The sequence below is a fragment of the Halomonas sp. H2 genome, assembly GCF_050215315.1.
Classification (GTDB): Bacteria; Pseudomonadota; Gammaproteobacteria; order Pseudomonadales; family Halomonadaceae; genus Vreelandella.
Genome location: NZ_CP189760.1, coordinates 3883298 through 3908129, shown reverse-complemented (window position 1 = coordinate 3908129; position 24832 = coordinate 3883298). Strand labels below are relative to the sequence as shown.

The following is a 24832-nucleotide window of genomic DNA, read 5'->3' as shown; positions in this document are numbered from 1 at the left end:
AAAGAGGTTGTTCATGAAGAATCGTGAGATTTATCAGAAAGATCCGACCATCCGCAAACTGGTCAACGAAGGTGTGGCCAGTGTTAACGACGAAACCACAAGCCATGCGCTCGCGGTACTCCGTTACGAACTGGAAACCTTCGTGTGTGACGGCCAGTACGAGAAAGGAATGTCCCACATTCTGGAAACCTACCTGAAGAACATCGACCAGGCTCAACAGCCGGCGGTGTGGGTCAGCGGGTTCTACGGTTCTGGTAAATCCCACCTGGTGAAGATGCTGAGGGCACTGTGGGTAGATGCAGAGTTTGAAGATGGCGCTACTGCCCGGGGTATCGCCAAACTGCCGCAAGGCGTGAGTGAACACCTCAAAGAGCTGAGCGTTCAGGCGAAGCGTCACGGTGGCTTGCATGCTGCATCCGGAACCCTGGGTTCCGGCGCAAGCGGTAGTGTACGGCTTGCGCTACTGCGTATTCTGTTCAAATCGGCAGGGCTGCCGGAACAGTACCCGGTCGCCCGCTTTGTGATGTGGTTGAAGCACGAAGGCATTTACGACCAGGTACGCCAAAGTGTCGAATCCAACGGCTACGACTGGCAGGAAGAGCTGGATAACTTCTACGTGGCCGAAGGCCTGCACGAAGCCCTGGTACAGGCAAAGCCGGCACTGTTCTCATCACCGGCATCCTGCGTGGAAACCCTGAACAACCTGTATCCGTTCGTTCAGGACATTTCCAGCGACGATATGCTCAAGGCCATTCGCCAGGCATTGACCACAGACGGCAAATTCCCGCTTACCCTGATCGTACTGGACGAAGTTCAGCAATTCATTGGTGAAGACAGCCAACGCTCCATTGCGGTACAGGAAGCAGTCGAGGCCTGCTGTAAAAACTTCGGTGGCAAGCTGCTCTTCATTGGCACCGGCCAGACAGCGGTAACCGGCACCAGCAATTTGAAGAAACTCGAAGGGCGCTTCACTATCCGTGTTGAGCTGTCTGATGCCGATGTCGATGCCGTTATCCGGCAAGTCATTCTCGCCAAAAAGCCTGAAGCCAAAGGGCCGATTGATCAGGTTCTGCAAACAAACCTGGGCGAAATTTCCCGGCACCTGGCGGGCACAACCATTGGCCACCGGCAGGATGACCTGCCTTACTTCCCCCAGGACTACCCGATCTTGCCGGTGCGTCGTCGCTTCTGGGAGAACACCCTGAGAATACTGGACCAGACCGGTACCGACAGTCAGCTGCGTAACCAGCTCAGCATGATTCATAAAGTCATCCAGACCAACCTGGATGACCCGCTTGGCCATGTGGTACCGGCGGATTACCTTTACTTCGATTCCGCAGACAAACTGCTGCAAGCCCGAATTCTGCCCCGCAAGGTTCATGAAAAAACCATGAGCTGGATAAAAGGCACGGAAGACCAGCGCCTGATGGCCCGTGCTTGCGGCCTGGTGTTTCTGATCAACAAGCTGGGCGGTCAGAACAATGAGATCGGCATTCGCGCGAACGTCGATTCACTGGCAGATCTGCTGGTAGAAGATTTGTCCGCTGGTAGCAGCAGTCTACGCAGCAAACTGCCAGGCTTGCTCGATAACTGCGAACTGTTGATGAAAGTCGGTGAGGAATACCGCATTCAGACCGAAGAGAGTGCCGCCTGGACTGACGAATTCCTCAGCCAGCGTTCCGCGCTCTCCAATGAAGCCCATCGTATTCACGCAGAACGGGACGACCGCATACGCCGCATGTTCGGTGAGGTCGCGCGCAAACTGTCGCTGATGCAGGGCGACGCGAAGGTTACCCGGGATACCTACCCGGTGTTTGATGCCCAGCTACCGGCGGATGCCAACGAGCGTATCTGCGTGTGGGTACGAGATGGCTGGAGCAGTGATGAAAACTCCGTTCGGGCCGATGCACGGCAAGCCGGGAACCAGTCGCCTACCGTTTTTGTGTTTATCCCCAAGCGTTCAGCGGATGACCTGCGCCATCACCTGATCGATTACAAAGCGGCCAGCGCTACTCTGGACAAGCGTGGCTCCCCCAACACGCCGGAAGGCACCGAAGCCAAAGCGGCCATGGAAACCACCAAACAGACCGCCGAAGGCAAAATTCGGGAATTGCTCAGCGAAGCCTTCTCCGGCGCCCGGGTCTTCCAGGGTGGTGGCAATGAAATCCTCGGTAACAATTTGCAGGAAATGGTGCTGGAAGCGGCAAACAACTCGCTGCAACGCCTGTACCCCAACTTCCATATTGCTGACCACAGCGGTTGGCAAAAAGCCTACGAAAAAGCGAAGACAGGCGCACCGGATGCTCTCAAAGCCGTCGGTGACGATGGTGAGCCTGGCAAGAATCCGGTCTGTAAAGCCATTCTGGGCTTTATTGCCGGTGGCAAAAAAGGTGGAGACATACGCGCTCACTTTGAAGGGAAAGATTTCGGCTGGTCCCGGGATGCGGTGGATGGCGGCCTTCAGGTACTGCTGGTGGCCGGAATCATCCGGGCCCAGGACGACCGTGGGCAACCCATCGAGCCTTCCGCACTGGAGCGCAAGAGCATTGGTAAAACCCTATTCAAAGTGGAGTCCGCCAATGTCACCACACCGCAGCGTATCCAGATCCGCAAAGTGCTCCAGAAAGTGGGTGTATCCGCCAAGCAGGGCGAAGAACTGGCGCACGTGCCATCGTTCCTGCAGAAAGTCAGTGATCTGGCTGATAAAGCCGGTGGCGAAGCACCCAAACCCGAACGCCCGGACACCCGCTTCCTTGACGATATCCGCCTGACAACGGGTAACGAGCAACTGCTGGCCCTTTATAACTGCCGGGAACAACTCGTTCAAAGCATTGAGCATTGGGAGAAACTGGCAGAACAACTCCAGCAGCGCTGGCCTAGCTGGATGGTTCTCAAACGCCTGGTAAACCACGCATCCGCTCTGGCCGATGCCGAGGTGTACCGCGCCCAGGTAGACACTATCGAACAACAGCGCCAACTGCTGGAAGAGCCGGACCCGATCAACCCGTTGATCACCAGCCTGACCCAAAGCCTGCGCGAAGCCCTGAACACCCTGAATCAGGACTACCAGGCCCGGCACGAACAGGGCATGAAACGCCTGGAGGCAGACGGAAACTGGAAGCAGCTGGAGCCAGAGCAGCGCAACCAGTTGCTGTCCGAGCAGAAGCTGACCCTGGCTGATCAGCCGAAAGTGGCCGTTCAGTCCACGGAGGAAGTACTGAACACCCTGGACCAATGCTCACTGGGCATGTTCGCAGACCGGGTAGCCGCGCTACCCAGCCGTTTTGACAACGTAGCAGTCGCGGCAGCGGAGTTGTGCGAGCCGGAAATCCAGTTTGTATCGGTACCACGCCGCACGCTGAAAACCGAGGCAGACGTTGATGCCTGGGCGGAAGAAGTGAAAGATCAGCTTAAAACGGCCCTGGAAAAAGGTCCGATTTCCGTCAAATAAAGAGCGCGACAGACATCATGCGAACCGCCGCCAACATCGAGGCTCTGTTGCCAGAGCTGGACCACTGCATAGCCGACGAACTGGAAGACCAGGACCTCGACTTCAAACAGTGGGACCTGAAAAGCCGGGACAACGCGGTAAAAACCGTGGTCCAGATGGCCGTGTGCATGGCCAATGGTGGTGGCGGTACCGTGGTATTTGGCGTGGCCGACCGAATACAGGGCCGAAGTAACGCCATTCTGGGTGTGCCACCGGAAATCGACGCAAACCTTCTGAAAAAGGCCGTCTACGACCAGACCGACCCGAAAATCATGCCGGTATTCGAAGAGCTGGCCGTACCGGAAGGCACCGGCCGGTTACTGTTGATGCAGATTCACCCCGGTATGCCGCCGTACACCGACACCGCAGGGCGAGGGACCATCCGCGTCAGTAAAGACTGCGTTCCGCTGACCGGCACACTGCGCCGGAAGATCAGTGTCGAAACCGGCGAAACCGACTACACCGCAGAAGCCGTCGCTCCTGTGGATAACTCACTGCTGTCCGCCACAGCGTTGGAAGCACTGCGCAACCAGGCCAGCAAGGAACGTGCGCCGGAAGACTTGCTGAGGCTATCGAACACTGAACTTCTGTCCACTCTCGGGCTGATCAAACAGGGCAAACTCACCAGGGCCGCTATTCTGCTGGCCGGCACCGAGGCGGCCATCCGGGAACACTTGCCCGGCCACAACTGGACTTTCCTGCAAATGACCTCGGATACCGACTACGGCATCCGGGAGGATCGGGTCAGCGCTTTGCCTTTGTCCGTTCAGCGCATAGAAGAACTGCTGGTGCCCTTTAACCCCATCACCACCTACAAACAGGGCATGTTCCATTACGAGTACCGCACCTGGCCGGAAATAGCAGTGCGCGAAGCCCTGATGAACGCCTTCTGCCATGCGGACTTGCGCATAGCGGGGCCGGTAATGGTCAAGCTGTATGCCGACCGGTTGGAAATCAGCAATAACGGGGGCTTTATTGCCGGCATTACCCCCAACAACATCCTTCATCACCAGCCCGCTGCCCGAAACCCCTTACTGGTGGAAGCCCTTACCCGCCTGCGCCTGGTAAACCGCAGCAATCTGGGCATTAACCGCATGTTCTCCGCCCTGCTGATGGAAGGCAAAGAACCGCCCCAGATTCGGGAGATTGGTGACTCGGTACAAGTCAGTTTTCCCAAGCGGGAGCTGAACGCCACCTTCCGCCTGTTTGTGGCGGAGGAAAGTGAGCACGGGCGTAACCTGGGCGTGGATGAACTGATGCTGTTGCAATACCTGCTCCAGCATCCGGAAATAGACACCAACACCGCAGCCAGTCTGTGCCAGCGTGGCGAAGCAGAGATGCGCGAAAAGTTATCCACAATGGAGTCGGCAGGTTACATCGAGCACGGGGGTACCGGGCGGGGCGCTTATTGGTGCATCCAGCCCGAGCTCTACAATCGGTTGGCCGAGGATGGCCAGAGTGAAGCCCGTCGCCGGATTGGTTGGGATGCCGCCAAAACCCGCGTGCTCAGCATTCTGATGGAGCGAGCCAAACGAGGCGACCCCGGATTGAGTAATAAGGAAATCCGGCAGATCACTCGCTTTGACCGTAACCAGGCCCGACGTCTGATGCAGGCGCTGATGCAGGAGAACGCTGGCCTCCAGAAGGTGGGGGAGCGGCGCTGGGCGCGCTATGAATACAGCAATGCACGTGAGTATTGAAATTCGCATAGATAAACTTCTATGCGCATACTATGCGTTTAATGGATAAAGTGCGCATATCGGTGCGTACCGATGTGCCAGGAAGAGCGCTTTAACGGCACCAAAGCCGTAGCCGTGGCATCACTTTAAGGACTGGGGAAGTAAAAGAACATGCAGCCACTCGACAAGACACTCAGAAACCAACTGGAACGCGCCGTTAAAAACGCCCGCGACACCGCCGAAACCGGTGCCCGCGCCGCGTTGGACCAGCTGGGTGTGGCAGACCCCACACCGGCCGCGCATCTGAGCGAGACCGAGCGGGAGCTGCGCCGTCGATTGCGTGCCCACGGGCGGCAGTTGGGCGACTCTCTGAACGGTGGCAAGGTCCAAAGCATGGACCGTTTGGTGGAAGAGGTTGCCTACGAGCACTGGCACCGCATGCTCTTTGCCCGCTTCCTGGCCGAAAACGACTTGCTGATGTACCCGGACCCGGACGAACCGGTGGCCATCACCCTGGAAGAGTGTGAAGACCTGGCCGCCGATGAAGGCGCCGCCAACGGCTGGGAACTGGCCGCCCGCTATGCGGCCCGTATGCTGCCGCAGATTTTCCGGCTGGACTCCCCGGTTTTCCAGCTCACCCTGCCACCGGAGCACCAACAGGCCCTGGAGCGCCAGGTCGCGGGCCTGCCGCTGGAGGTGTTCACCGCCTCCGACAGCCTGGGCTGGGTTTACCAGTTCTGGCAGGCCAGGAAGAAGGAACAGGTCAACCAGTCCGAGGTCAAGATCGGTGCCCGGGAGCTCCCCGCCGTCACCCAGCTCTTCACTGAGCCCTACATGGTGAGCTTCCTGCTCGACAATTCATTGGGGGCCTGGTGGGCGGCCCGGCAGCTCAGTGAAAGCGACCTGAAACACGCCGAAAGCGAAGAAGAGCTGCGCCAGAAGGCCTCCATTCCTGGTGTTCCCCTGGACTATCTGCGCTTTGTAAAACAGGAAGATGGGGCCTGGACACCGGCTGCCGGCACCTTTGATGCCTGGCCGGAACAACTGGCCGACCTGAAAACCCTGGACCCCTGTTGCGGCTCCGGCCACTTCCTAGTGGCCGCCTTCCTGATGCTCGTCCCCATGCGAATGGAGCGCGATGGCTTGTCCGCTCGGGACGCCGTGGATGCAGTGTTACGGGAGAACATTCATGGACTGGAGCTGGATCAGCGCTGTGTGGAACTTGCCGCATTCGCATTGGCCCTAACCGCTTGGAAATACCCTGGCGCAGAGGGCTACCGGCCATTGCCAGAACTACAACTAGCCTGCTCTGGTTTGTCGATTAGTGCTAAGAAAGAAGAGTGGTTAGCGTTAGCAGGAGACAACACTGATCTGCGCGTTGCGCTGGAAGAGCTTTACAGACAGTTTAGAGACGCGCCCATTTTGGGTAGCTTAATTAATCCGGAAGCAAGCTTAAGCAAAGGCTCATTGTTTGAATTGACATGGGAAGAAGTCGGCCCCTTGCTTAGCCAAGCTTTGGCTGAAGAAAAAGATGAAGAGAAGTCAGAAATTGGCGTTATAGCAAGAGGGGTTTCAAAATCATCTAGCTTGTTATCAAGAAAGTTTGAATTAATTATTACAAATGTTCCTTATTTGGGGATAAGAAAACAAAATGATTTTTTAAAAAAACATCTAGAAAATAATTACAAAATCTCTAAAGGAGATCTTGCAACTGTATTTCTAGAAAAATTCCTTAAGAATAACGTTAAAGATAATGGTTTATATGCAGTAGTTACTCCTAGTGCGTTCGCTAATAAAGATTACTTTAAAGAACTCAGGAAGGAGGTTTTACAAAATTATGTACTTAGCTCCCTGGCTTTTCTAGGACCTAGAGCATTTGAGACCATTACTGGAGAGGTCGTAGACGTTTCCCTTCTATCTATAGAAAAAACCAATCCAAAACAAGAGTCATGTTTTTGCCTGATTGATGTTTTTGAAAAAAAGAATCATGAAGAGAAGTCTAACTCTCTAAAGAGTTCGGAAGCATTGGTATTACAGCAGAGAGATCAACTATCGAATCCTGACTGTAGAATTCAACCTAATTCATACGGAGATGAAAAATTACTCCTAGATTATTGCGAGTGCCCTCAAGGTATCAAGACTGGTGATGATGAAAAGTGGATTAAGAAATTTTGGGAACGTCCAGCTTTAGGTTCGTGGAATTTTTGTCAATCTTCCAGCAATGGTAGTCAAGAGTTTGGAGGGCTGGATAAAATTATTGACTGGTCAACACATGGTATAGGCATGACCCGACCACGTCTCGATAGCATCGCTGTTGGAAAGTGGGCTGTGGGACTATCTCAAACAGGGCAAAAGCGGCCTGTCCGTTTCATTGGTGCGAGGTTTGACAGTAATCTTGCCCCGGTGCTACCCAAAGACTCTTCCCACTTATTGCCGATTTGGGCATTTTGTAGGTCGGAGGAATTCAACCAAAGACTTGCGGAGAACAGCAGAGGCCTATTTACAACAAATACGGCATTGTTACAGGTGCCGTTCGACGTTGAACGCTGGACACAGGTTGCCAGTGAAAAATATCCCAATGGCCTAGCCAAGCCCTACACTGATGACCTGACCCAGTGGATCTTCCACGGCCACCCCTGCAGTTCAGTCGTCTGGGACGAAGATCAAAAGTGGACAGCCGAAGGTCCGCTGCGCACCGACGACACAGTCCTACAAGTCGCCGTTGCCCGCTTGCTCGGCTACCGTTGGCCCGCAGAACTGGATACCGAGATGGAACTGGCCGAAGAGCAGCGTGAATGGGTGAATCGCTGCGAGGCGTTGCTGCCCTTCGCCGATGAAGACGGTATTGTCTGTGTTCCCCCGGTCCGAGGTGAGGCCTCAGCCGCCGACCGTCTGTTGAACCTATTGGCCGCTGCTTATGGCGATGCCTGGTCCACCGATGTTCTGGCAGAACTTCTCAAGAGCGCCAGCCATGCGGGCAAGACCCTGGAAACCTGGTTACGGGACAAGTTCTTCACCCAGCACTGCAAACTCTTCCAGAACCGCCCCTTCATCTGGCACATCTGGGACGGCCTGCCCGACGGCTTCTCGGCTTTGGTCAACTACCACCAGCTCGACCGCAAGAACCTCGAAACCCTGATCTACACCTACCTGGGTGACTGGATCGGCCGCCAGAAGCAAGACAAAAACAACGGCATCGACGGTGCCGAAGAACGCCTCGCCGCTGCCGAAACCCTGAAGAAAAAGCTGGAGCAGATCCTGGAAGGTGAAGACCCCTACGACATCTTCGTGCGTTGGAAGCCCATCGAACAACAGCCGATTGGCTGGGAACCAGACCTCAACGACGGCGTGCGCCTAAACATCCGCCCCTTCATGACCGTCGCGGATGTCAAAAAGAAAGGCGCCGGCATCCTGCGCGACAAACCCAACATCAAATGGACCAAAGACCGTGGCAAGGATGTGGAGTCTGCACCCTGGTACCACCTCTTTAAGGGTGAGCGTATCAACGACCACCACCTGACGCTTGCTGAAAAAAGAGCCGCACGGGAGAAAGTCTAATGAGCGGCGATGATAGACAACGCGCTCTGGACGGCCTTCAGATAACAACGATGGGGGCCGAAACCACCCAGGCTATAGAGACCTTATCCCTGTCTCCCGCTTTGGTAGATCCAGGGCTTATACCTATCCTGGAGAACCGCTTTACCGAAGCGCAGCGTTGTCTCTCCCATTCCCCTATGGCCACCATTATGTTGTGCGGCTCCTTACTGGAAGGCTTGCTACTTGGCTTGGCGAACAAAAAGCCTGCGGACTTCAACCGGTCCCCGCAAAGCCCGAAAGATGAAAACGGCAAGCCAAAACCGTTTAAAGACTGGAGTCTCGCACAGCTTATAGATGTTGCTCACAACATTGGAATCCTTCGGCTCGATGTAAAGAATTTCGGGCAACATCTGAGAAATTTCCGTAACTACATCCATCCCTACCAGCAGATGAAAGAGGGCTTTGATCCGGACAGGTACACCGCTGAGATGAGCCTTACTGCTGTTAAGGCGGCAATCTATAACCTAGCCAGTAACGTGAGGCCTGAGAAAGATGAACTTTCAGATGACTGGAAGAATCATCCAGATGCGACCCTGTTAGCACTGGTAAGTCTGGTTGGATCATGGAATGAAAAGAAGCAAGCTGATAAGGAGGCTCTATCTCGTATTCTCGATATGAGATACGAAGATTGGATTAAGGGGGCTCGTGAAATATTACACCTGCCAAATAGCCCCTTATCGTTGAAAGATGGCGTGTGGGTTGTAACCCATCGGAAAGAGTTATTTAAGCTTCTGGGCTCGAGAATTCTTGATTCAAACCTGGAGGTATTTAAATCGTTGGCCATTACTGTTTTGAAAGAACAGGATCCCGCTTTTGAGCTGCCACCAGAAGAGCGTTATGCAGCTAGCATTCACGGGAAAGCACCAAGCTATTCCCCCGCAATGCGCAGCGGGCTTGCAGAAGGGTTGGCCATTCTGGGTTGTTATGCGGAAGCTTGCAGCAACTGCACCCTTGGAAATGCCGACATAACAGCCGTTTTGGCGATTCGGGATATCTTTGACGGAGCGGATTGGGCGTTATGGGGAAGCCTTAACGATCTGCTTCCTACCTTGTCCGAAGCGGCGCCCAAGGAATTTCTAGATGCCATAGAAACAGCTTTACGGTCATCCCCTTGCCCATTCGATGAGCTCTTCGCTCAGGAAGGCGTTGGCATCACCGGCAGCAACCATATGACAGGGCTGCTCTGGGCGTTGGAAGGTATAGCTTGGGATGAGCAGTATCTTGTTCGAGTATGTGATCTGCTCGCTGAACTAGCCAGCCATGATCCAGGTGGCCAATGGGCAAACCGCCCAGCCAACTCCTTGACCGACATTTTGCTTCCCTGGATGCCGCATACACTTGCAAGCATTGAAAAGCGCAAGGTAGCGGTACAAACCGTTATCAAAGAATGGCCAGACATTGGCTGGAGCCTTTTATTAAGCCTGCTCCCCAACCAACACCAGATGACTTCTGGCACCCATAAGCCGCAGTGGAGAGAGATTATCCCGGATGACTGGGAAAAAGGGGTTACAAAGCATGAATATTGGTTACAGGCATCGTCATACGCAGAGCTAGCGGTCAGTGCAGCCGGACTGGATGTTGCCAAGCTTTCTGAGTTAATTGACCACTCTGACAATCTGACTCGGCCAGCATTCGATCAGATGATTGAAACTCTGTCTTCCGATCAGATTCGGTCGCTTCCTGAAGATCAACGACAAATCCTATGGCGTCGACTTTCCAAGTTCACCAAGAAACACCGGCGATTCCCAGAGGCAGAGTGGTCGCTACCTGACGAGCTGTTAAAGCCGCTCGAGGCAGTTATGGATAAGCTGGCCCCGACTGATCCCTTACTCTTATACCAGGAGCTTTTTTCAGGTCGAGACTTTGACCTCTACGAGGAGTCTGGAGACTGGGAGGAGCAGCGTAGAAAGCTTGATGAGCGGCGAGCATCAGCCATCAGTGAGATTATTGCAAAAGATGGTATAGGCGGTGCAATTCGTTTTGCCGAGACCGTCTCATCACCTCGTGATGTTGGCACCGCATTGGCTGACCTATCTGTGCCGGATATTGAAAAAACGCTGCTACCGAACTTTTTGGATTCTGAGAACGAAAAGCACCTGGACCTGGTGGGCGCGTTTATATGGCGCCGCCGTCATGATGAGGGCTGGGATTGGTGCGACAGGGTAAATAGAGCGGGATGGAGTCCCAAACAAACGGGACAGTTTCTCGCTTGCTTGCCTTTCAGTCGAGAAACTTGGGAGCGAGCAGCGCAGTGGCTTGAAGAGCATCAGGAGCATTATTGGGCTCGGGCAAGTGCTTTCCCCTATGACGCCAAAGAAGATCTCGAATTTGCCATTGAAAAGCTACTCGAATACGGGCGGCCCCACGCAGCCATAACCTGTCTGGAAAGAATGCTGCACTCGAAGAGGGCGATTGATCCGCAGCAATGCGTGCGCGCTCTTCTTGGGGCGCTAAAATCCAGCGAGCCAAACCACGCCATGGATAGTTATCACATGGTTCAACTGATAAAGCACTTACAGTCGGATAGTGCCGTTAGTGATGACGACCTTTTCAGAGTCGAATGGGCCTATTTGCCATTACTTAATCAACTCGATGGGAACAAACCTGTTTACTTACAGCGAAAATTGGCTAATGAGCCTAATTTTTTCTGTGAAGTGATTCAACTAATTTATCTTTCGGACAAGCAGGGAGACAAGGCCGGAGAGCCTTCTGAAGAGCAAAGGGCTATAGCCACCAACGCCCACCGATTGCTCCGTGAGTGGACAAGACCGCCTGGACTCAAAGATGACGGAACGTTTGATTCTGAACACTTCAAAGGATGGCTTCAAAGGGTTAGAGAAGTTTGTACGGAGTCAGGCCACTTGAATGCGGCACTGCTCAACATTGGCAAGACATTGATTTATTCGCCACCCGATGTGGATGGTTTATGGATAAATAGAGCCGTGGCTGATGCGCTGAATAATCGTTACTCGGAAGAGATGCGCGATGGCTTCAGAACCGCTTTATACAATTCTCGCGGTGTTCACACGGTTGATCCATCAGGCAAACCGGAAAGGAATTTAGCTGAGAAATATGAGAAGAGGGCCGAGGAAGCTGAGAATGCGGGTTTTCATAGGTTAGCCGTGACCCTGCGGGGTTTGTCAGAAGGCTATATCAAGGAAGCAGAGCGGGTTAGGTCAGATTTTGGAAAGGACGAAAATTAATGATCAGCATTGATATTTTGAGGGCTGGGGAGTGAAGGTAATTGATGCGCTATTGAAGGCTGTTCGTGACGCCGCGACTTTCAATCCGGACACCCAGGTAGCCCCCGCCTGCATTCTGTGGCCAGACCGCGACCACCAATGGGAAGCTGTTATTCCGGTGCTCCAAGCTGAACTGCCAGAGCTGATGGTGCTGGGTGATTACGCCCCGGAGAAACGTACCGGCCCGGCAATCTGGCTTCGATACGCCATTGCCGGGTTCGCGGAAGATATTGAGTTACCGGTAGGCAAGGCACCGATTCTGTACCTGCCCGGTGTCAGCCGCCAGGACTTGCGGGCGGTGGAGAGCTGCCCGGATGAGTTGAAGCCTCTGGCAGAGCTGCAGTACCGGGGCGTGATCTGGTCTCAGGTGAATGCCAAGGACTGGACCATTCTGGCCTATCTGAAGTCCGACCAGGGCGGTTTGGGCCTGGATGTTGCTCAGGACAGCGAAAGCCGCCACGCAATGCAGTTAGCGCTGTACCGTTTGCTGGATGAGGAAGTTGAGCTGCTCAAAGGCAAACGGCTGGATAAAGACTACTTCAATACCCTGTTGACCGGTGGTGACCCCACCCGGGACCTGTTGTTGTGGCTGGACCAGGGCGAGGCATTTCAGGCTGCCCGGGGCGAGAACGAATGGCAGGCCTTTGTTTCGGTGTGCCAGTCCCAACTGGCGTTCAATCCGCAGCAGGACGGTATTCTGGCCGGCTGTAACAAACTGGCCAATCACGAAGGCCCCTGGCAGGCGGTGTGGGAGCGGTTTTGCGAAGCGCCTAATCGTTATCCACACATTCCGGACCAGATCCGCAAGTGCCTGCCGCCATCTTTCGATCTGTTCGCGGATGAATCCGTGGCCGGTGGCTGGCCGCAGTGGAACCAAAGCCAGGAAGAACATCTACGCCGGGATCTGCTGGCACTGAGCAATATGCCCGCTCACAAGGCCATAGCGCAGCTTAAAGATCTGGAACAAGCCCACGGTGGCCGCCGCTCACTGGTATGGGCTGAGTTGGGCGAGGCATCCCTGGCGCTGGCATTGAAGCACCTGGCGACCATGGCAGAACACGCGAAAACGGCTCTTGCGGCCGGCACGGTTACCGATCTTGCCAATGGCTATGCCAGCACTGGCTGGAAGGTGGATGACAGCGTGATGCGAGCGCTGGCTGAAGTAACCAGCAACGATGACCTGAACGCAGTAACCACAGCCATCCGGTCTGTTTATTTGCCCTGGATGGAAGATTCGGCCCGCTATCTGCAACAGCATGTGGACGGGGCCAGTTATCCCGGCGGTTCTTATGAGAATGCTCCGACATTCCCGGCTGAGCAGGGCGACTGCGTGCTGTTTGTGGATGGTTTGCGTTTTGATACCGGTAAACGCCTGGTTGAGCACCTGGAAGCCGCAGGCCTGGAGATTTCTGAAACTCCTGTGTGGACGGCGCTGCCCAGTGTTACGGCAACGGGCAAGGTGGCTGTGTCTCCGGTACGGGACAAGATCAAAGGTGACGACGCGAGCGCTGATTTCGAACCCGCTGTGGCCGAGACAGGCCAGTCTCTGAAGGGTGGCTATCACCACAAGAAGCTGTTGAAAGAGGCAGGCTGGCGTGTTCTGGACCGCACGGACAATGGTGATGGCCAGGGCTTTGCCTGGTGCGAGTTCGGCGATATCGACCATGAAGGCCACGACCGGGGCTGGAAGCTGGCCAAACACCTGGACAACCTGCTGCAGGAGGTTCAGACCCGGATTACCGAATTACTGGCTGCCGGCTGGAAGCGGGTTCGGGTGGTGACCGACCATGGTTGGCTGTTGTTGCCCGGAGGCTTGCCCAAAACCCAGTTGCCAAGCGTACTTGCGGACAGCAAATGGGGCCGCTGCGCTGCGCTCAAGCCCGGTGCAGACACCCAGGAGCGGGTGTTTCCCTGGTATTGGAACCCGAGCCATTATTTCGCATTGGCCGATGGTGTCAGCTGTTACAAGAACGGTGAGGAGTACGCCCACGGCGGCTTGAGCCTGCAGGAGTGCCTGACCTTGCAGTTGGTTGTAATGGGTGGAGCGGGCACTCAGGCAGCAATTGAGTTCACCGATCTGGTTTGGAAGGGGCTTCGCTGCACGGTAGCTGTGGAAGGTCAGTACAAAGGCCTGACTCTGGATATCCGTACCCGTGCCGGGGAAGCATCCAGCAGTGTCGTGCTGGGCACCAAGCCGTTGAAGGAAGACGGCAGAGCATCGGTAGTGGTGGAAGACGAAGACATGGAAGGCCAGAACGCCGTGGTGGTGTTGCTGGACGATAACGGGGCTCTGGTAGCCCAGACCGACACAAGGATTGGTGGGGGAGATGTGTGATGGTATTGGATGAGATTGATAACAAAGCGGTAGCCGCACTGGATGGCTACCTGGTGCGTAAAGACCTGGTGCGAACCTTCAGCCGCCAGTTTCCGGTGCCTACCTACGTGGTGGAGTTTCTTCTGGGGCGCTACTGCGCAAGCACCGACCAGGAAGAAATTGATGAAGGGCTGGAGATTGTTCAGCGGCAGCTCAAATCCCGCACGGTAAAGGCGGGTGAAGAGGAGTTGTTCAAGGCCCGGGCCAGGGAGAACGGTGAGGTCAAAATCATTGATCTGATTACCGCTCGCCTGGATGCAAAGACCGATAGTTACATTGCAACACTGCCCAGCCTTCGCCTGACGGATGTTCGTATCTCATCAGAGTTGGTGAATGAGCATGAGCGAATGCTTACCGGTGGCTTCTACGCCGAGATCACCCTGAACTACGATGCCGCTATTGCCCAGGAAAACAAAGGCCGGCCATTTGGAGTGGAGTCTTTGCGGGAGATTCAACTCTCCAAGCGGGATGTGCTGGATAGCCTGGCCGAGGCTCGGAAAGCCTTTACCACGGATGAATGGAAAGCCTTCCTGCTGCGTTCTACCGGTATCGAGATTGAAGGCCTGTCTGAGCGGCAGGTCGATGCCATGTTGTTGCGCATGGTGCCGTTTGTTGAGCGCAACTATAACCTGGTGGAGCTTGGTCCCCGAGGAACCGGCAAGAGTCACCTGTTCCAGCAGGTGTCTCCCTACGCTCATCTGATTTCAGGTGGTAAAGCGACCGTCGCCAAGATGTTTGTGAATAACTCGAACGGTCAGCGTGGTTTGGTCTGTCAGTACGATGTTGTCTGCTTCGATGAAGTCTCCGGTATCTCTTTCGACCAGAAAGACGGCGTGAACATCATGAAGGGCTATATGGAGTCCGGGGAGTTCAGTCGTGGCAAGGAGAACATCCGTGCGGACGGCAGTATTGTGCTGGTGGGCAACTTCGATGTGGATGTGGAGCACCAGCAGCGTATAGGGCACTTGTTTGGCCCTATGCCGCCGGAGATGAAGGACGATACCGCCTTCATGGACCGTATTCATGCTTTCTTGCCAGGTTGGGATGTGCCCAAAGTCAGCAAGGAGCTGCTGACCAATCATTTTGGTCTGGTGAGTGACTTCCTTTCCGAGTGCTGGAGCCAGCTTCGTAACCAGAGCCGGCTGAGTGTGATTCAAAACCGTGTGTTCTTCGGTGGTGCTTTGTCCGGACGGGACACCAATGCGGTGAACAAGACCATCAGTGGCTTGCTGAAACTGCTGTACCCGGGTGAGGCCCAGATTCCGGACGAAGACATTGAGTGGGCGGTACGCATCGCTATGGAAGCCCGCCGTCGGGTGAAAGAGCAGCAGAAACGTATTGGCGCGGCAGAGTTCCGGAATACCCATTTCAGCTATGTGATGGGCGAGGACGGCGTGGAAAAGTTCGTTTCTACTCCGGAACTGCACAGTGAAAACAGCATTGGTGACGACCCGCTGGAACCTGGCCAGGTCTGGTCTATCTCCCCGGGCACCGGAGAAGAACACCCCGGCCTTTACCGTATCGAGGTGAACGAAGGCCCGGGTTCCGGCGTGAAGGTACTGAATAAACCGGTGCCACCGGCCTTCAAGGAAAGCATTGGCTACGCCGAGCAGAACCTGTACGCCCGATCGGCCCAACTGGTCGGCGACAAAGATCCTCGCCAACACGAATTCACCGTGCAGCTGCGAGCCTTCGACGCTTCCAAATCCGGCGCCAAGCTCGGTATGGCCTCATTGATTGCCCTCAGCACCGCTTTGCTGAAGAAAAGCGTTCGAGGCGGCTTGATTATTGTGGGTGAGATCAACCTGGGCGGTTCTGTAGAGCCTGTGCATAACCCGGTGACCGTTGCCGAGATCGCGGTAGAGAAGGGCGCAACGGCCTTGCTGATGCCCGTTGCCTGCCGTAGGCAGTTGTTTGATTTGTCGGACGAGATGGCAACCAAGATTGATATTCAGTTTTACTCTGATGCCCGGGATGCGTTGATTAAGGCGATGGTGGAGTAGGAGTGATTTTCAGGGAGGGATTTCTGTGACAAAGAATGTGGTTGAAGTGGATTTTGGCGGTCTTGAACGACTAAAAGCAGCGGCAGCCTCCGCTGGCGAATCCGAGATGGATAAGCTGGTCAAAACCGTTATTGCTGAGCTGCGCAGCGTGGCTCCATACGATGTCTTTGAAGATGTTTTTGCTCGCCATGTTTGGGATGAATTTTGTTGGTGTCAGCAAGAAGGTCCGTTCATGGACAATATGGAGTCCGTCATCCGAAGTAAAATTACTGGTGTGCTGGACAAGTTAGACGACCGCACCCTGGTTTGCCTGACCGCCTGCAGCCGGGATGAGCTTGGTGAAATAGATCAGGATGGTGAGCTGGGAGTTGGGGCTATCTGTATTGACGACATTAATCTTGCTGCCTACCAGCGGATCCAGGAGGCGGCTCAGGGACCTGACATAAGCATAATTGGTCCTCACCGAGCTGATGAACTGGGATTTCACCTGGTCACTGACGGGGTTGTCTTTTCTGAGCTCTCAGAATCGGAGCTCTCCGCTGTACTGGCAGAACACTTTGAGGACATCATTGATCCTGCCGGCGACCTTTCAGGGGTGGCTAACGCTCTGGCTGAAGGTTTTCTGGAACAGATCGAGGCTGAATCCGAATCATTTGGCCTATCGGCCCTTCTGGATCGGTTTAAATCGGATGTCAAAACCGTACTTGCTGAGAAAGATGTCCTTCCAGATCTGAAGGGTACTCAGGCAGCGCTTCTGGCGGCTCTTGATTCGCCTGTTTGAGTACGCAGTTCGCTACACTCCACCGTTGTTAAAGCTGCGCTGCTCCAGATCAGGTGGAAACGGAACAAGGCAAATAAGATGGATTCGACATGGGAAGAACTCTTTGCTGCACTGGACGCACTTGAGGACGAACAAGCCCAACAAAAACAACGGGGATTGAACGACTTCAATCTGCTCAGCTCGGTTCTGTCGGTAAATGATGAAGTCCGCCTTCATACCCGGTTTATCTATTCACTGCTGAACCCCAAAGGGAAGCATTACCAGGGATCACGGTTTCTCAAACTGTTCCTGGAAGTTATTGGACGCCAGGATTGGTTGGATCTGACATCTGTAACCGTGCTGAAAGAACATTGCCCGGATGGCCAAGAGGATCAGATTGATCTCTGGATAACCGATGGCAAACGCCAGATCGTCATCGAAAATAAGCTCAATGCGCAAGATCAGCGCAGGCAGGTGGCGCGCTACCTCAAGGCCGTTGGTGCCACGGATTCAGCACAGGCAGACGACACCCTGTTTATCTACCTGACTAAAAATCGGCAGGCTCCCTCTGCGTTCGGTTTGGGTGGGTTGACCGTTTGCCACCGGACATCGCGTTTGCTCAACACCAGCGGCCTGCCAATTGCTCACTATCAAAATCTCAGTTATCGAAAGAATATCGGACAAGACAGTATTCATACGTGGCTTGAGTCATGTGCCAACGAAGTTGATCGACAATCTCATATCGCTTGGGCGTTGCGGGATTACCAGGCAGTGGTAGAGCGGGCAACAAAGGAGTACGTGAGTAAAGTGAAAACGCTAAAAGATGTTCTCGAAGAGGGCATTGCCGACGGCAAGCGACACCATGAGCAGGCAATCCAACTGGCCAGCGAGTTACCGGCCATCCACGCAAGCTGGCTTGAACAGGCGATGACAACCAATCTGGAAGAACTGTTCGAACCGTTTGTCAGTAATGGTGATATGACCAGGATCGGAGTGGAAAATGCCGAGTTGCTGAACCCTTTCGTCCATAACATCTTCAAGGATGATGCTTCCAGCCTCCTGTACGCGCGCAGGTTCAATTTTTTCCGACCGGGTAAGGGGACGCGAAACAGGGGCGCTTTTTATCGACTGGAGACAGGCACATGGGCCAAAAAGGTGGTTCTTATGTTGTTTTACGGCTCCAAGATGCTCCATGTGGGCTGCCTGCTGACGGAGCAGGCTGATCCTTCTATTTACGAGTCGATAACAGATTTGAAGCTTTTAGAGTCAAAGGCACTACTGGCAAAGAATATATTTCCCCTAGTTGTGACATATGCTGAGCCCCTTGAGTATAAGGGCATTATTCACCTGGCCGACTTTTCCAACAGCCCACAGCAAAGAATTCTCGGCCAGCTACTAACAACCTTGGGTTGTGCTGCTAGTACGACCGTATCAAAAGGAAACGCGATATGAGCTACGATGCCAACTTTGATCAAATCCGGCTAGACCAACTGGCGAAACAGTATCTGACAGAGAGTACTGCGGAAGGGAGAGTATTTTTCCAGAGTGACTCTGATGATAACCGACTCGATCATGCTCGTTGGCAGCTTGAGGATGCGGATCACGATGCATTAAAGGATTGCGGCTTCAAAATGGATTTGATGGAGTTGCTGGATACCTTGCTGGTGTATCGAGCCGAGCATAGCAAGTCTAATGCTGGCCAAGGGGTCGTACAGATTCTAGGCAACCGTTTGGCGATCGAGTGGCTGCCCGAGAGTAAATTTTCCGCGTTATGTGATGAATGAGTGTTTGGGGCTTATTCGACAGGCATTTGAGCAACAGATGGGCAACGGGTAATTGGAAGTTAGGGAAGACCAGGAATGAAAGGAACAGTAAAAACATACCTGCCAGAGAAGCGGTATGGTTTCATCAAAGGTGATGACGGAAAGGACTATTTTTTTCACCAGGACGAATTCAGGAACAAGGAACACATTCCGAATATCTGTGAAGAAGCCATCGTCGACTTTGACCAACAGGCAACCCCGAAGGGCTATAAGGCAAGAAACTGTACGTTGGTAGATCCCTCTGAGGTGTTTACCTACGTGATCCCTGACGAGTTTATGACTTCCAAATCCAGTGACGTGCGTGGGTGGGAGGTTATGGAACGCAGTGATTGGGTTGTGCATGGCTCTTCCAGGCACTCACCGGAGCAAGCAAAGAAGGATCTTGTCGACAGTGCAGAACAGATCGGTGCGAATGGAATTGTTGATGTGGAGTATTACAAAACCACTGGCTCTGAATCGGGAACGGGCAGCGGCACGCACCATTTCACCATCCATAATTTTCGTGGTCGTGCGGTAATGCTTGGGAAGCGCAATTCCCGAGGCAAGTATCAGGCCGATGACTTGAAGGGCGTTAACGAACGGGCTGAAGTTCTGAAGGCTCAGCTGGTGAAGAAAACCGAAGCTAGCGAATTGAAACAATATGCTGTCTGGTTTGCTGTCATGGTCGCTTCGTGGTTCGCATGGGAAGAGGTGCCATTTTTGATCATTGGCTTTGTTCTTTTAGGGATGATTTTTGGGCATTCAGCTAACTACGATGCATGGCTGGAGAAGGCCTGATTCAAGCCCCTTTAGGAGTTTTGGTTTGAGCCTTTGTTGAATGTTTTATCAGCCCAGAGTTGCAGTCGGTCCGCGTGATAGTACGTGACACCGCATGCGGCTAGTACCACTAATACAAAGCTGGCAAAGCCGATCAGTGTTGCAGATAGATCAATCACAGAGAGATCTCCTTCTGTTGTTTGGTTGGAACACAGCTCCCATCAGGCAGCCTTGGACTGCCTTTGCTCTTTTGCGACAGAGGCAATCAGGTGTCTGGAGCACCCCAGTATTTCCTGAATCTCGCTATAGCTGTGGCCAGTGCGCAGCAGGCTGGCCACATGTTGACGACGCTTGATGTCTGGCTGCCGCCCCCGATATTTGCCTTCGGCCCTGGCTTTACCTATCCCCTGGGACTGACGCCGGCGGCGATCCTCGTAATCTTTACGGGCCACGGCGGCCAGCATATCCAGCATCATGGAGTTCACGGCTTGCAAGATAGAGTCGGTGAAGCCGGCTTCATCCTTCCGATCCAGCGCCAGCCAGCTTGTGGGAAGTTCCGGTGAAACAATTGAAAGCCGTTTGGCGCTCAATCTTTGTTTCAGGATATCCCAGTCTTTCTGTTTCAGGCGGGCAAGACGGTCAATTTGTTCCACCAGAACAATATCGCCTTCACCGGACTCGGCAATCAGCCTCATCAGTTCCGGCCGGTGCAGAGTGGCTCCGGAAACATTCTCAGTATAGAAAGCTGCGATCCGGTGGCCGTGCTGTTCGCAAAATTGAATCAAAGACTCCTTTGCCCGATCTGCATTCTGTTCCCGGGTTGATGCTCTCAGGTAGGCTCGAATGAACATTTTACTTCCTCAGTCTGCTATAGATGGTTCCGTGAGACCGGTCTGTTTTAGATGGTTCTTTTGGTTGTCTTCGGAGCTGGTTGCCTGGTTCCGTTGATGTATACCCAATTAGAACCAGCCTTATCATAGGTTTGAGCGCCACAAGGCTACACCGCAAGTTCTGCAGATATGCTGGTTATGGATGCCATAGCGAGTGCTTCCCATTTGTTTAACCCAGACTGACCGGCCGCCACACTGATGACACGCTATAAACCTTCTCCCTTCGAAGCTCTCAGGGTGTGACCTTTTGTAATCATCAATAGTTTTGCCCTTGAGGAAGTTTCGGCCAAACATCTCAACCTGGTGCTTGATCTTTGTTTGAAAACTATCAACCAGCTCATCGTGCTCCTTTTCCAGTTCCTGCATACCTTTCCCCGTTAGCACGCGCCAGAGCCGACCCATTCCATAGATGTAAATCCGAAGTACTGTCAGCCAGAACAGGATTACCCAAAAATGGGGGACGTCGCTGAAGTCTTTCAGCCACAATTCCAAAAGACCTGCGCCCGCAACCCCTCCACTGACGTACCATTCCCACGGTCTTATTCTTATGCACATATGATTCTCCTTTTTCATATAACTTAACTGCGCTTGTACCTCAGTGGTGAGCAGCATGTGCTAACAGCTGCGATATCCTCACTTGTTTATGACGCCCGTCGGTGAAACTCGTAAGTTCGTCTTCATCCAACCCTGGCGCCTGCAGTGGCAAGCCTCGATACCGAACCCTTGAATACTTTGAGGGCTGGAAAACACCATGAGGAATGTCATTCTCATCATCGAGCCACCTGCGGAGAGTGAGGTCGATAAACCAGCCTTGTTCAAGTTCAATCCAGCAGTGTGGAAGGGTCATAGTGCCGTTTTGCAGGTCTTCAGCGTAGCCCAGCCGGCACTGATGAAAGATACCGTATTTGTTAAGAATGTTGCTGATCACGAAGGTCATGCGATCGCTGTCGACTCTGGCGTCCTCAAGTCGCAGCAATTCAAATTCAAGTTCATCGTGCCAAATGCTCATGACTGCGGCTCCTTGAACGTCAACTGGTTGCCTTGCTCATACAAAACCGGATAGGAGACCAGCTCACTGTCTCGAATCACGGTGTTAGGCGGAAAGTACATCACCATCCAGGGCGGCATGGCGTTGCTAAGAGCCTCGTATAACAATCCGGTGGGGAGCAGGGTCTCTTGTCCCGACTGCCGAAACACCAACCGTGAATAATTCTTGGGGTGATTGGCAGTAATGTTGTAGCTGTTAGGGCTACCACCAACAATGTAGTCAGGTGTCTTCCAGTAATGCGGTTGTTGAATGTTGTAAGCGATGATGCAGTTGCTGTCGGAGCAGCCGTATTGCTCGGCTGTTACTGACCATAAAATGAGAGAGTGGCCTTCAACCTCCGGAGTGCGCACGCCAGTCATTTTCGTAGCGGAAATCGCCATAGACTCTGCGGCCTGAACAATAGCCTTATCTACAATAGCAACATAGCGGTCGTAGGCTTCGTCTTCGTTTGCGGCGAGTGATTCCGGCATCCAGCCGATCAGGCTTGGCCGCGCCGATGGGTTATCCGGCGTCATCATGATATCGGTGGCGTTAAACAACAGCGTCTGGGTACCGGAAAGGTGCCGGAGTGGGGCATCCAAGGACGTTGCAAGGCTGGCCAAGTTGAGAGCGTTCATCAGCAGACTATTACGATACGATCGAGTTCCGTCTTGTGAATCCCGTAGGCTCTGGTCGTAGATGCCTCCCGCGCGAGCCAGGTTCAATGCTCGGGACGACTCATCGTCGTATTGTCGTGGGGTGGCGGCGCAACCCGTTAGCGCGGTGGTGATTATTGCGAAACTAATGATTTTCAACTTGGCCATGTGGACTCCTGCGTTTTCTAAAATACTCGCACGAAATCGTAAATATGCAAGGCGAAAATCAAAAAATAGTCAAATAAATCAATTGGTTGTATCGTCAGTACAAACGTCGCTTTATTGTCGGAGGTACGCCGCATGCTATCGACTGATAGAATTACCAGCAGGGTTGTCCGCTTGAGGCCTTGTTATGACTACCTACACCATTACTTTCCAGAAAAGAGAAACGCTGCCTGAACGATTGGAGGCGATTGCCGGAGAGTTGGACCTGACGCCGGAACAGCTCATCAAGCGCTTTATCAGTGCTGGCATAGCAAAACTGGAAGATAGCGATGAGCCGAGTGTTCCCGGGGAGACACTGGAAGACTTTTTGGTTCAGAATGGGGTCTGGAAGCCGGAAAATAGATAGTAATTCCCAGTTTCCCATTTATCCCAGTTAACAATACGTTCTAGTAAAGGCTGGTGTGCTCAGAGCTAGAGGTTTTGCTCTTGGGTAGTATAATGGGTAGTAAATTTAAAAAAACCATAAAGTTCTATTTTATGTATTTGTTTTTGAATGGGTTTTTCGTTCTATTTTGTGAGCAGATTCAGAATATCGAGTGATGTTTCCCGCTACTAACTATCGTTGTTAACCGTCAGGCAGGCGAAAGTCAGTATGTAGGCGCTTCCAATGTTCTCTAAGCGCCTGCTTATGGGGCTCATGCATTGGTAACTCCGTCAGTGCTTGAGGCCATAGGGTGCGCGCCTTATCAAGGGTGTCATCTAGGTGGGGCTTGATTAAACGCCAGGGTATGTCGGCTTTTTTGGCCCACTGCTGAAAGTTTTCCATGGAGGTTTGGTACCACGCTTTTTGGCCCGCCAAATTGAGCGCAGTAGTACGCTCGTTGTCCATATACACGCTGGTGGTCACAATGTCGTAAGCGGGTGATAGCCGTGGCGTGTAGAGATCAGAGTACAAAAGGCTCCAGTTTTTTAAGTGAGCATCGCCATTGGCAAGCAAAATGTTTACCAGCAGGCGTCGGGCAAACTGCTGGGCATCCGCAATGGCATCACCGGAAAACTGGTACAGAATACGGCCGATTTGATCATAGCTAGCCGAGCCATACTTTTCATGGGGATATTTCGCCAAGACTTGAGCAAAATCCTCCATGTGAACGCGCTCGGTACCGTGCACGCCGCGCTGGCGATCAAAACGCTTGATAGCAAACGCTATAGGCTCTTCCGGCAAGCGGATAGCAGGCAGGTTGTCTAACGTATCGAGTGCGACCAAGCGTGTTTCCGGCATATCGATGCCTGCAAGGGATGCCAGTTGCATTGCCGAGAATTCGTTTAATGGAACGTAAGCGTGCTGGGTGGAGGGCGTTTTGATAATCCACTCACCCAACTCCGCACTCCTATCATCAACGGCACTATGGATCAGGTTGTAACGGCCATCTTTCTCCTTCATGGAGAACTTCATCTGTACACCAGCCAACGAGAATTTATTGCCAGGCATTAGTACCGACGGATATTCAATGGTTTCAGGTCGTGCGTGTGGCAACCGAGCCAGTACCTTCGCCGGGATGTTGTCTGGGGAGAGTGGGCGTGCGATGAGAGCGCCGGGAAGGTCAAGACCAAGCCATGCTAGAAGAGAGAACTCATGGTCAATATGGGTTTTCAAACTATGCGCGAGCAGTTCACGCAGCGCACCTTCAGGCAGCAGATTAGATAACAGAGGATGCAACCGTTGGTGCCTCGACCAGTCGCTAGCTAAAATCTCTTCAGATTTAGGGAAATTAGGGTGCGTAATCAGGCTAAGCGTTGGCCGCTCAGGGTTGTGGCGAAACTCATCATCGAACAGCAGGATATTCTTGCCATGGGAATAACCCGCAAGATGACCCACCACGCTCCCATGCAAAGAAAGCTGCAGAATGCTCAATCGATCCATTTAGCCCCCTTTACACGGTTAATCATCCTCTAGTAAGCCTTTCCATGGATCATCAATGACGCTATCGCTGTCGTCCGCCATATCGGAGGAAGGTGTGTCCGCTATATGACCTGCGAGCAGGGCCAAAACCGCATCGCGTTTCTCTTGGGGGATCAACATAATCTCGCTGTTCAGCCCCTTAGCCACCAGTTCCAACGTGTTAAGGCGCGGGTTGCCACTGGCTTCAAGCCGTTGATACTGCTGGCGCGACATTCCCACCCGCATCTCCATGTCACTTTGTTTGAAGCCTAACGTAATACGGCGCTTTTTGATCTGATCCAGTAACGGCATAGTATTGTCATCTTATCTGTTGCTTTACGCTTGTTAAGCAACAGATTAGTTGCTATTTATTTTAAAAGCAATTTATAAGATGACAAAACAGGAGGTGCGGGAGCAAATTTAGAATA

At 53.2% G+C, this 24832-nt stretch carries 17 protein-coding genes; 11 read left to right on the top strand and 6 right to left on the bottom strand.

The annotated features are described in order from the left end of the window. Positions 1 to 13 precede the first annotated feature (13 nt). The 10 genes from brxC to ACQE2I_RS18080 all read left to right on the top strand — a co-directional run bounded on the left by brxC (position 14) and on the right by ACQE2I_RS18080 (position 19745). The gene (gene brxC, locus ACQE2I_RS18125; protein ID WP_427029405.1) at positions 14 to 3451 is read left to right on the top strand and encodes a BREX system P-loop protein BrxC; all 3438 of its coding nucleotides are present in this window, start codon (positions 14 to 16) and stop codon (positions 3449 to 3451) included. Between the two features lie 17 nt (positions 3452 to 3468). After that, entirely contained in the window at positions 3469 to 5190 is a 1722-nt protein-coding gene (locus ACQE2I_RS18120; RefSeq protein WP_427029404.1) for an ATP-binding protein, read from the top strand. A gap of 150 nt (positions 5191 to 5340) precedes the next feature. Further along, positions 5341 to 8727: an Eco57I restriction-modification methylase domain-containing protein gene (locus ACQE2I_RS18115; protein WP_427029403.1), complete on the top strand. Its 3387-nt coding sequence runs from the start codon at positions 5341 to 5343 to the stop codon at positions 8725 to 8727. Beyond that, positions 8727 to 11969, top strand: coding sequence for a hypothetical protein (locus tag ACQE2I_RS18110; RefSeq protein WP_427029402.1), 3243 nt, complete (start codon positions 8727 to 8729; stop codon positions 11967 to 11969). Before ACQE2I_RS18115 ends, ACQE2I_RS18110 begins: the two co-directional genes overlap by 1 nt. A 31-nt stretch (positions 11970 to 12000) precedes the next feature. Then, positions 12001 to 14343, top strand: coding sequence for a BREX-1 system phosphatase PglZ type B (gene pglZ / locus ACQE2I_RS18105; RefSeq protein WP_427029401.1), 2343 nt, complete (start codon positions 12001 to 12003; stop codon positions 14341 to 14343). After that, positions 14343 to 16385 (top strand): protease Lon-related BREX system protein BrxL, encoded by a 2043-nt coding sequence (gene brxL, locus ACQE2I_RS18100; RefSeq protein WP_291822940.1) that lies wholly within the window; start codon positions 14343 to 14345, stop codon positions 16383 to 16385. The genes pglZ and brxL overlap by 1 nt, the downstream gene beginning before the upstream one ends. A 25-nt stretch (positions 16386 to 16410) precedes the next feature. Further along, complete coding sequence (locus ACQE2I_RS18095; RefSeq protein ID WP_427029400.1) at positions 16411 to 17166, top strand: hypothetical protein; 756 nt, start codon at positions 16411 to 16413, stop codon at positions 17164 to 17166. A gap of 78 nt (positions 17167 to 17244) precedes the next feature. Then, complete coding sequence (locus ACQE2I_RS18090; protein ID WP_427029399.1) at positions 17245 to 18597, top strand: PD-(D/E)XK nuclease family protein; 1353 nt, start codon at positions 17245 to 17247, stop codon at positions 18595 to 18597. Then, the gene (locus ACQE2I_RS18085) at positions 18594 to 18929 is read left to right on the top strand and encodes a hypothetical protein (RefSeq protein WP_427029398.1); all 336 of its coding nucleotides are present in this window, start codon (positions 18594 to 18596) and stop codon (positions 18927 to 18929) included. Before ACQE2I_RS18090 ends, ACQE2I_RS18085 begins: the two co-directional genes overlap by 4 nt. Positions 18930 to 19004: 75 nt before the next feature. Continuing rightward, complete coding sequence (locus ACQE2I_RS18080; protein WP_427029397.1) at positions 19005 to 19745, top strand: cold-shock protein; 741 nt, start codon at positions 19005 to 19007, stop codon at positions 19743 to 19745. Positions 19746 to 19945: 200 nt separating this feature from the next. Here ACQE2I_RS18080 and ACQE2I_RS18075 read toward each other — a convergent pair whose 3' ends face one another. From ACQE2I_RS18075 to ACQE2I_RS18060, 4 genes are all read right to left on the bottom strand, one after another. Further along, on the bottom strand, positions 19946 to 20575 hold the full coding sequence (locus tag ACQE2I_RS18075; protein ID WP_427029396.1) for a recombinase family protein: 630 nt from the start codon (positions 20573 to 20575) through the stop codon (positions 19946 to 19948). Positions 20576 to 20698: 123 nt separating this feature from the next. Continuing rightward, entirely contained in the window at positions 20699 to 21226 is a 528-nt protein-coding gene (locus tag ACQE2I_RS18070; RefSeq protein ID WP_427029395.1) for a hypothetical protein, read from the bottom strand. After that, positions 21210 to 21623, bottom strand: coding sequence for a hypothetical protein (locus ACQE2I_RS18065; RefSeq protein ID WP_427029394.1), 414 nt, complete (start codon positions 21621 to 21623; stop codon positions 21210 to 21212). Before ACQE2I_RS18065 ends, ACQE2I_RS18070 begins: the two co-directional genes overlap by 17 nt. After that, positions 21620 to 22465 carry a hypothetical protein gene (locus ACQE2I_RS18060; RefSeq protein ID WP_427029393.1) on the bottom strand — a complete coding sequence of 282 codons (846 nt, stop codon included), beginning with the start codon at positions 22463 to 22465 and terminating at the stop codon, positions 21620 to 21622. Before ACQE2I_RS18060 ends, ACQE2I_RS18065 begins: the two co-directional genes overlap by 4 nt. 184 nt (positions 22466 to 22649) lie before the next feature. On the opposite strand from ACQE2I_RS18060, the gene ACQE2I_RS18055 reads away from it, so the two are divergent. Then, positions 22650 to 22868, top strand: coding sequence for a hypothetical protein (locus ACQE2I_RS18055; protein WP_427029392.1), 219 nt, complete (start codon positions 22650 to 22652; stop codon positions 22866 to 22868). A 219-nt stretch (positions 22869 to 23087) separates the two neighbouring features. On the opposite strand, the gene ACQE2I_RS18050 is transcribed toward ACQE2I_RS18055, so the two are convergent. Together ACQE2I_RS18050 and ACQE2I_RS18045 are read right to left on the bottom strand one after the other, a co-directional pair. After that, entirely contained in the window at positions 23088 to 24386 is a 1299-nt protein-coding gene (locus ACQE2I_RS18050) for a type II toxin-antitoxin system HipA family toxin (protein WP_427029390.1), read from the bottom strand. 18 nt (positions 24387 to 24404) lie between these two features. Then, entirely contained in the window at positions 24405 to 24716 is a 312-nt protein-coding gene (locus ACQE2I_RS18045) for a helix-turn-helix domain-containing protein (RefSeq protein ID WP_427029388.1), read from the bottom strand. Between the last annotated feature and the right edge of the window lie 116 nt (positions 24717 to 24832).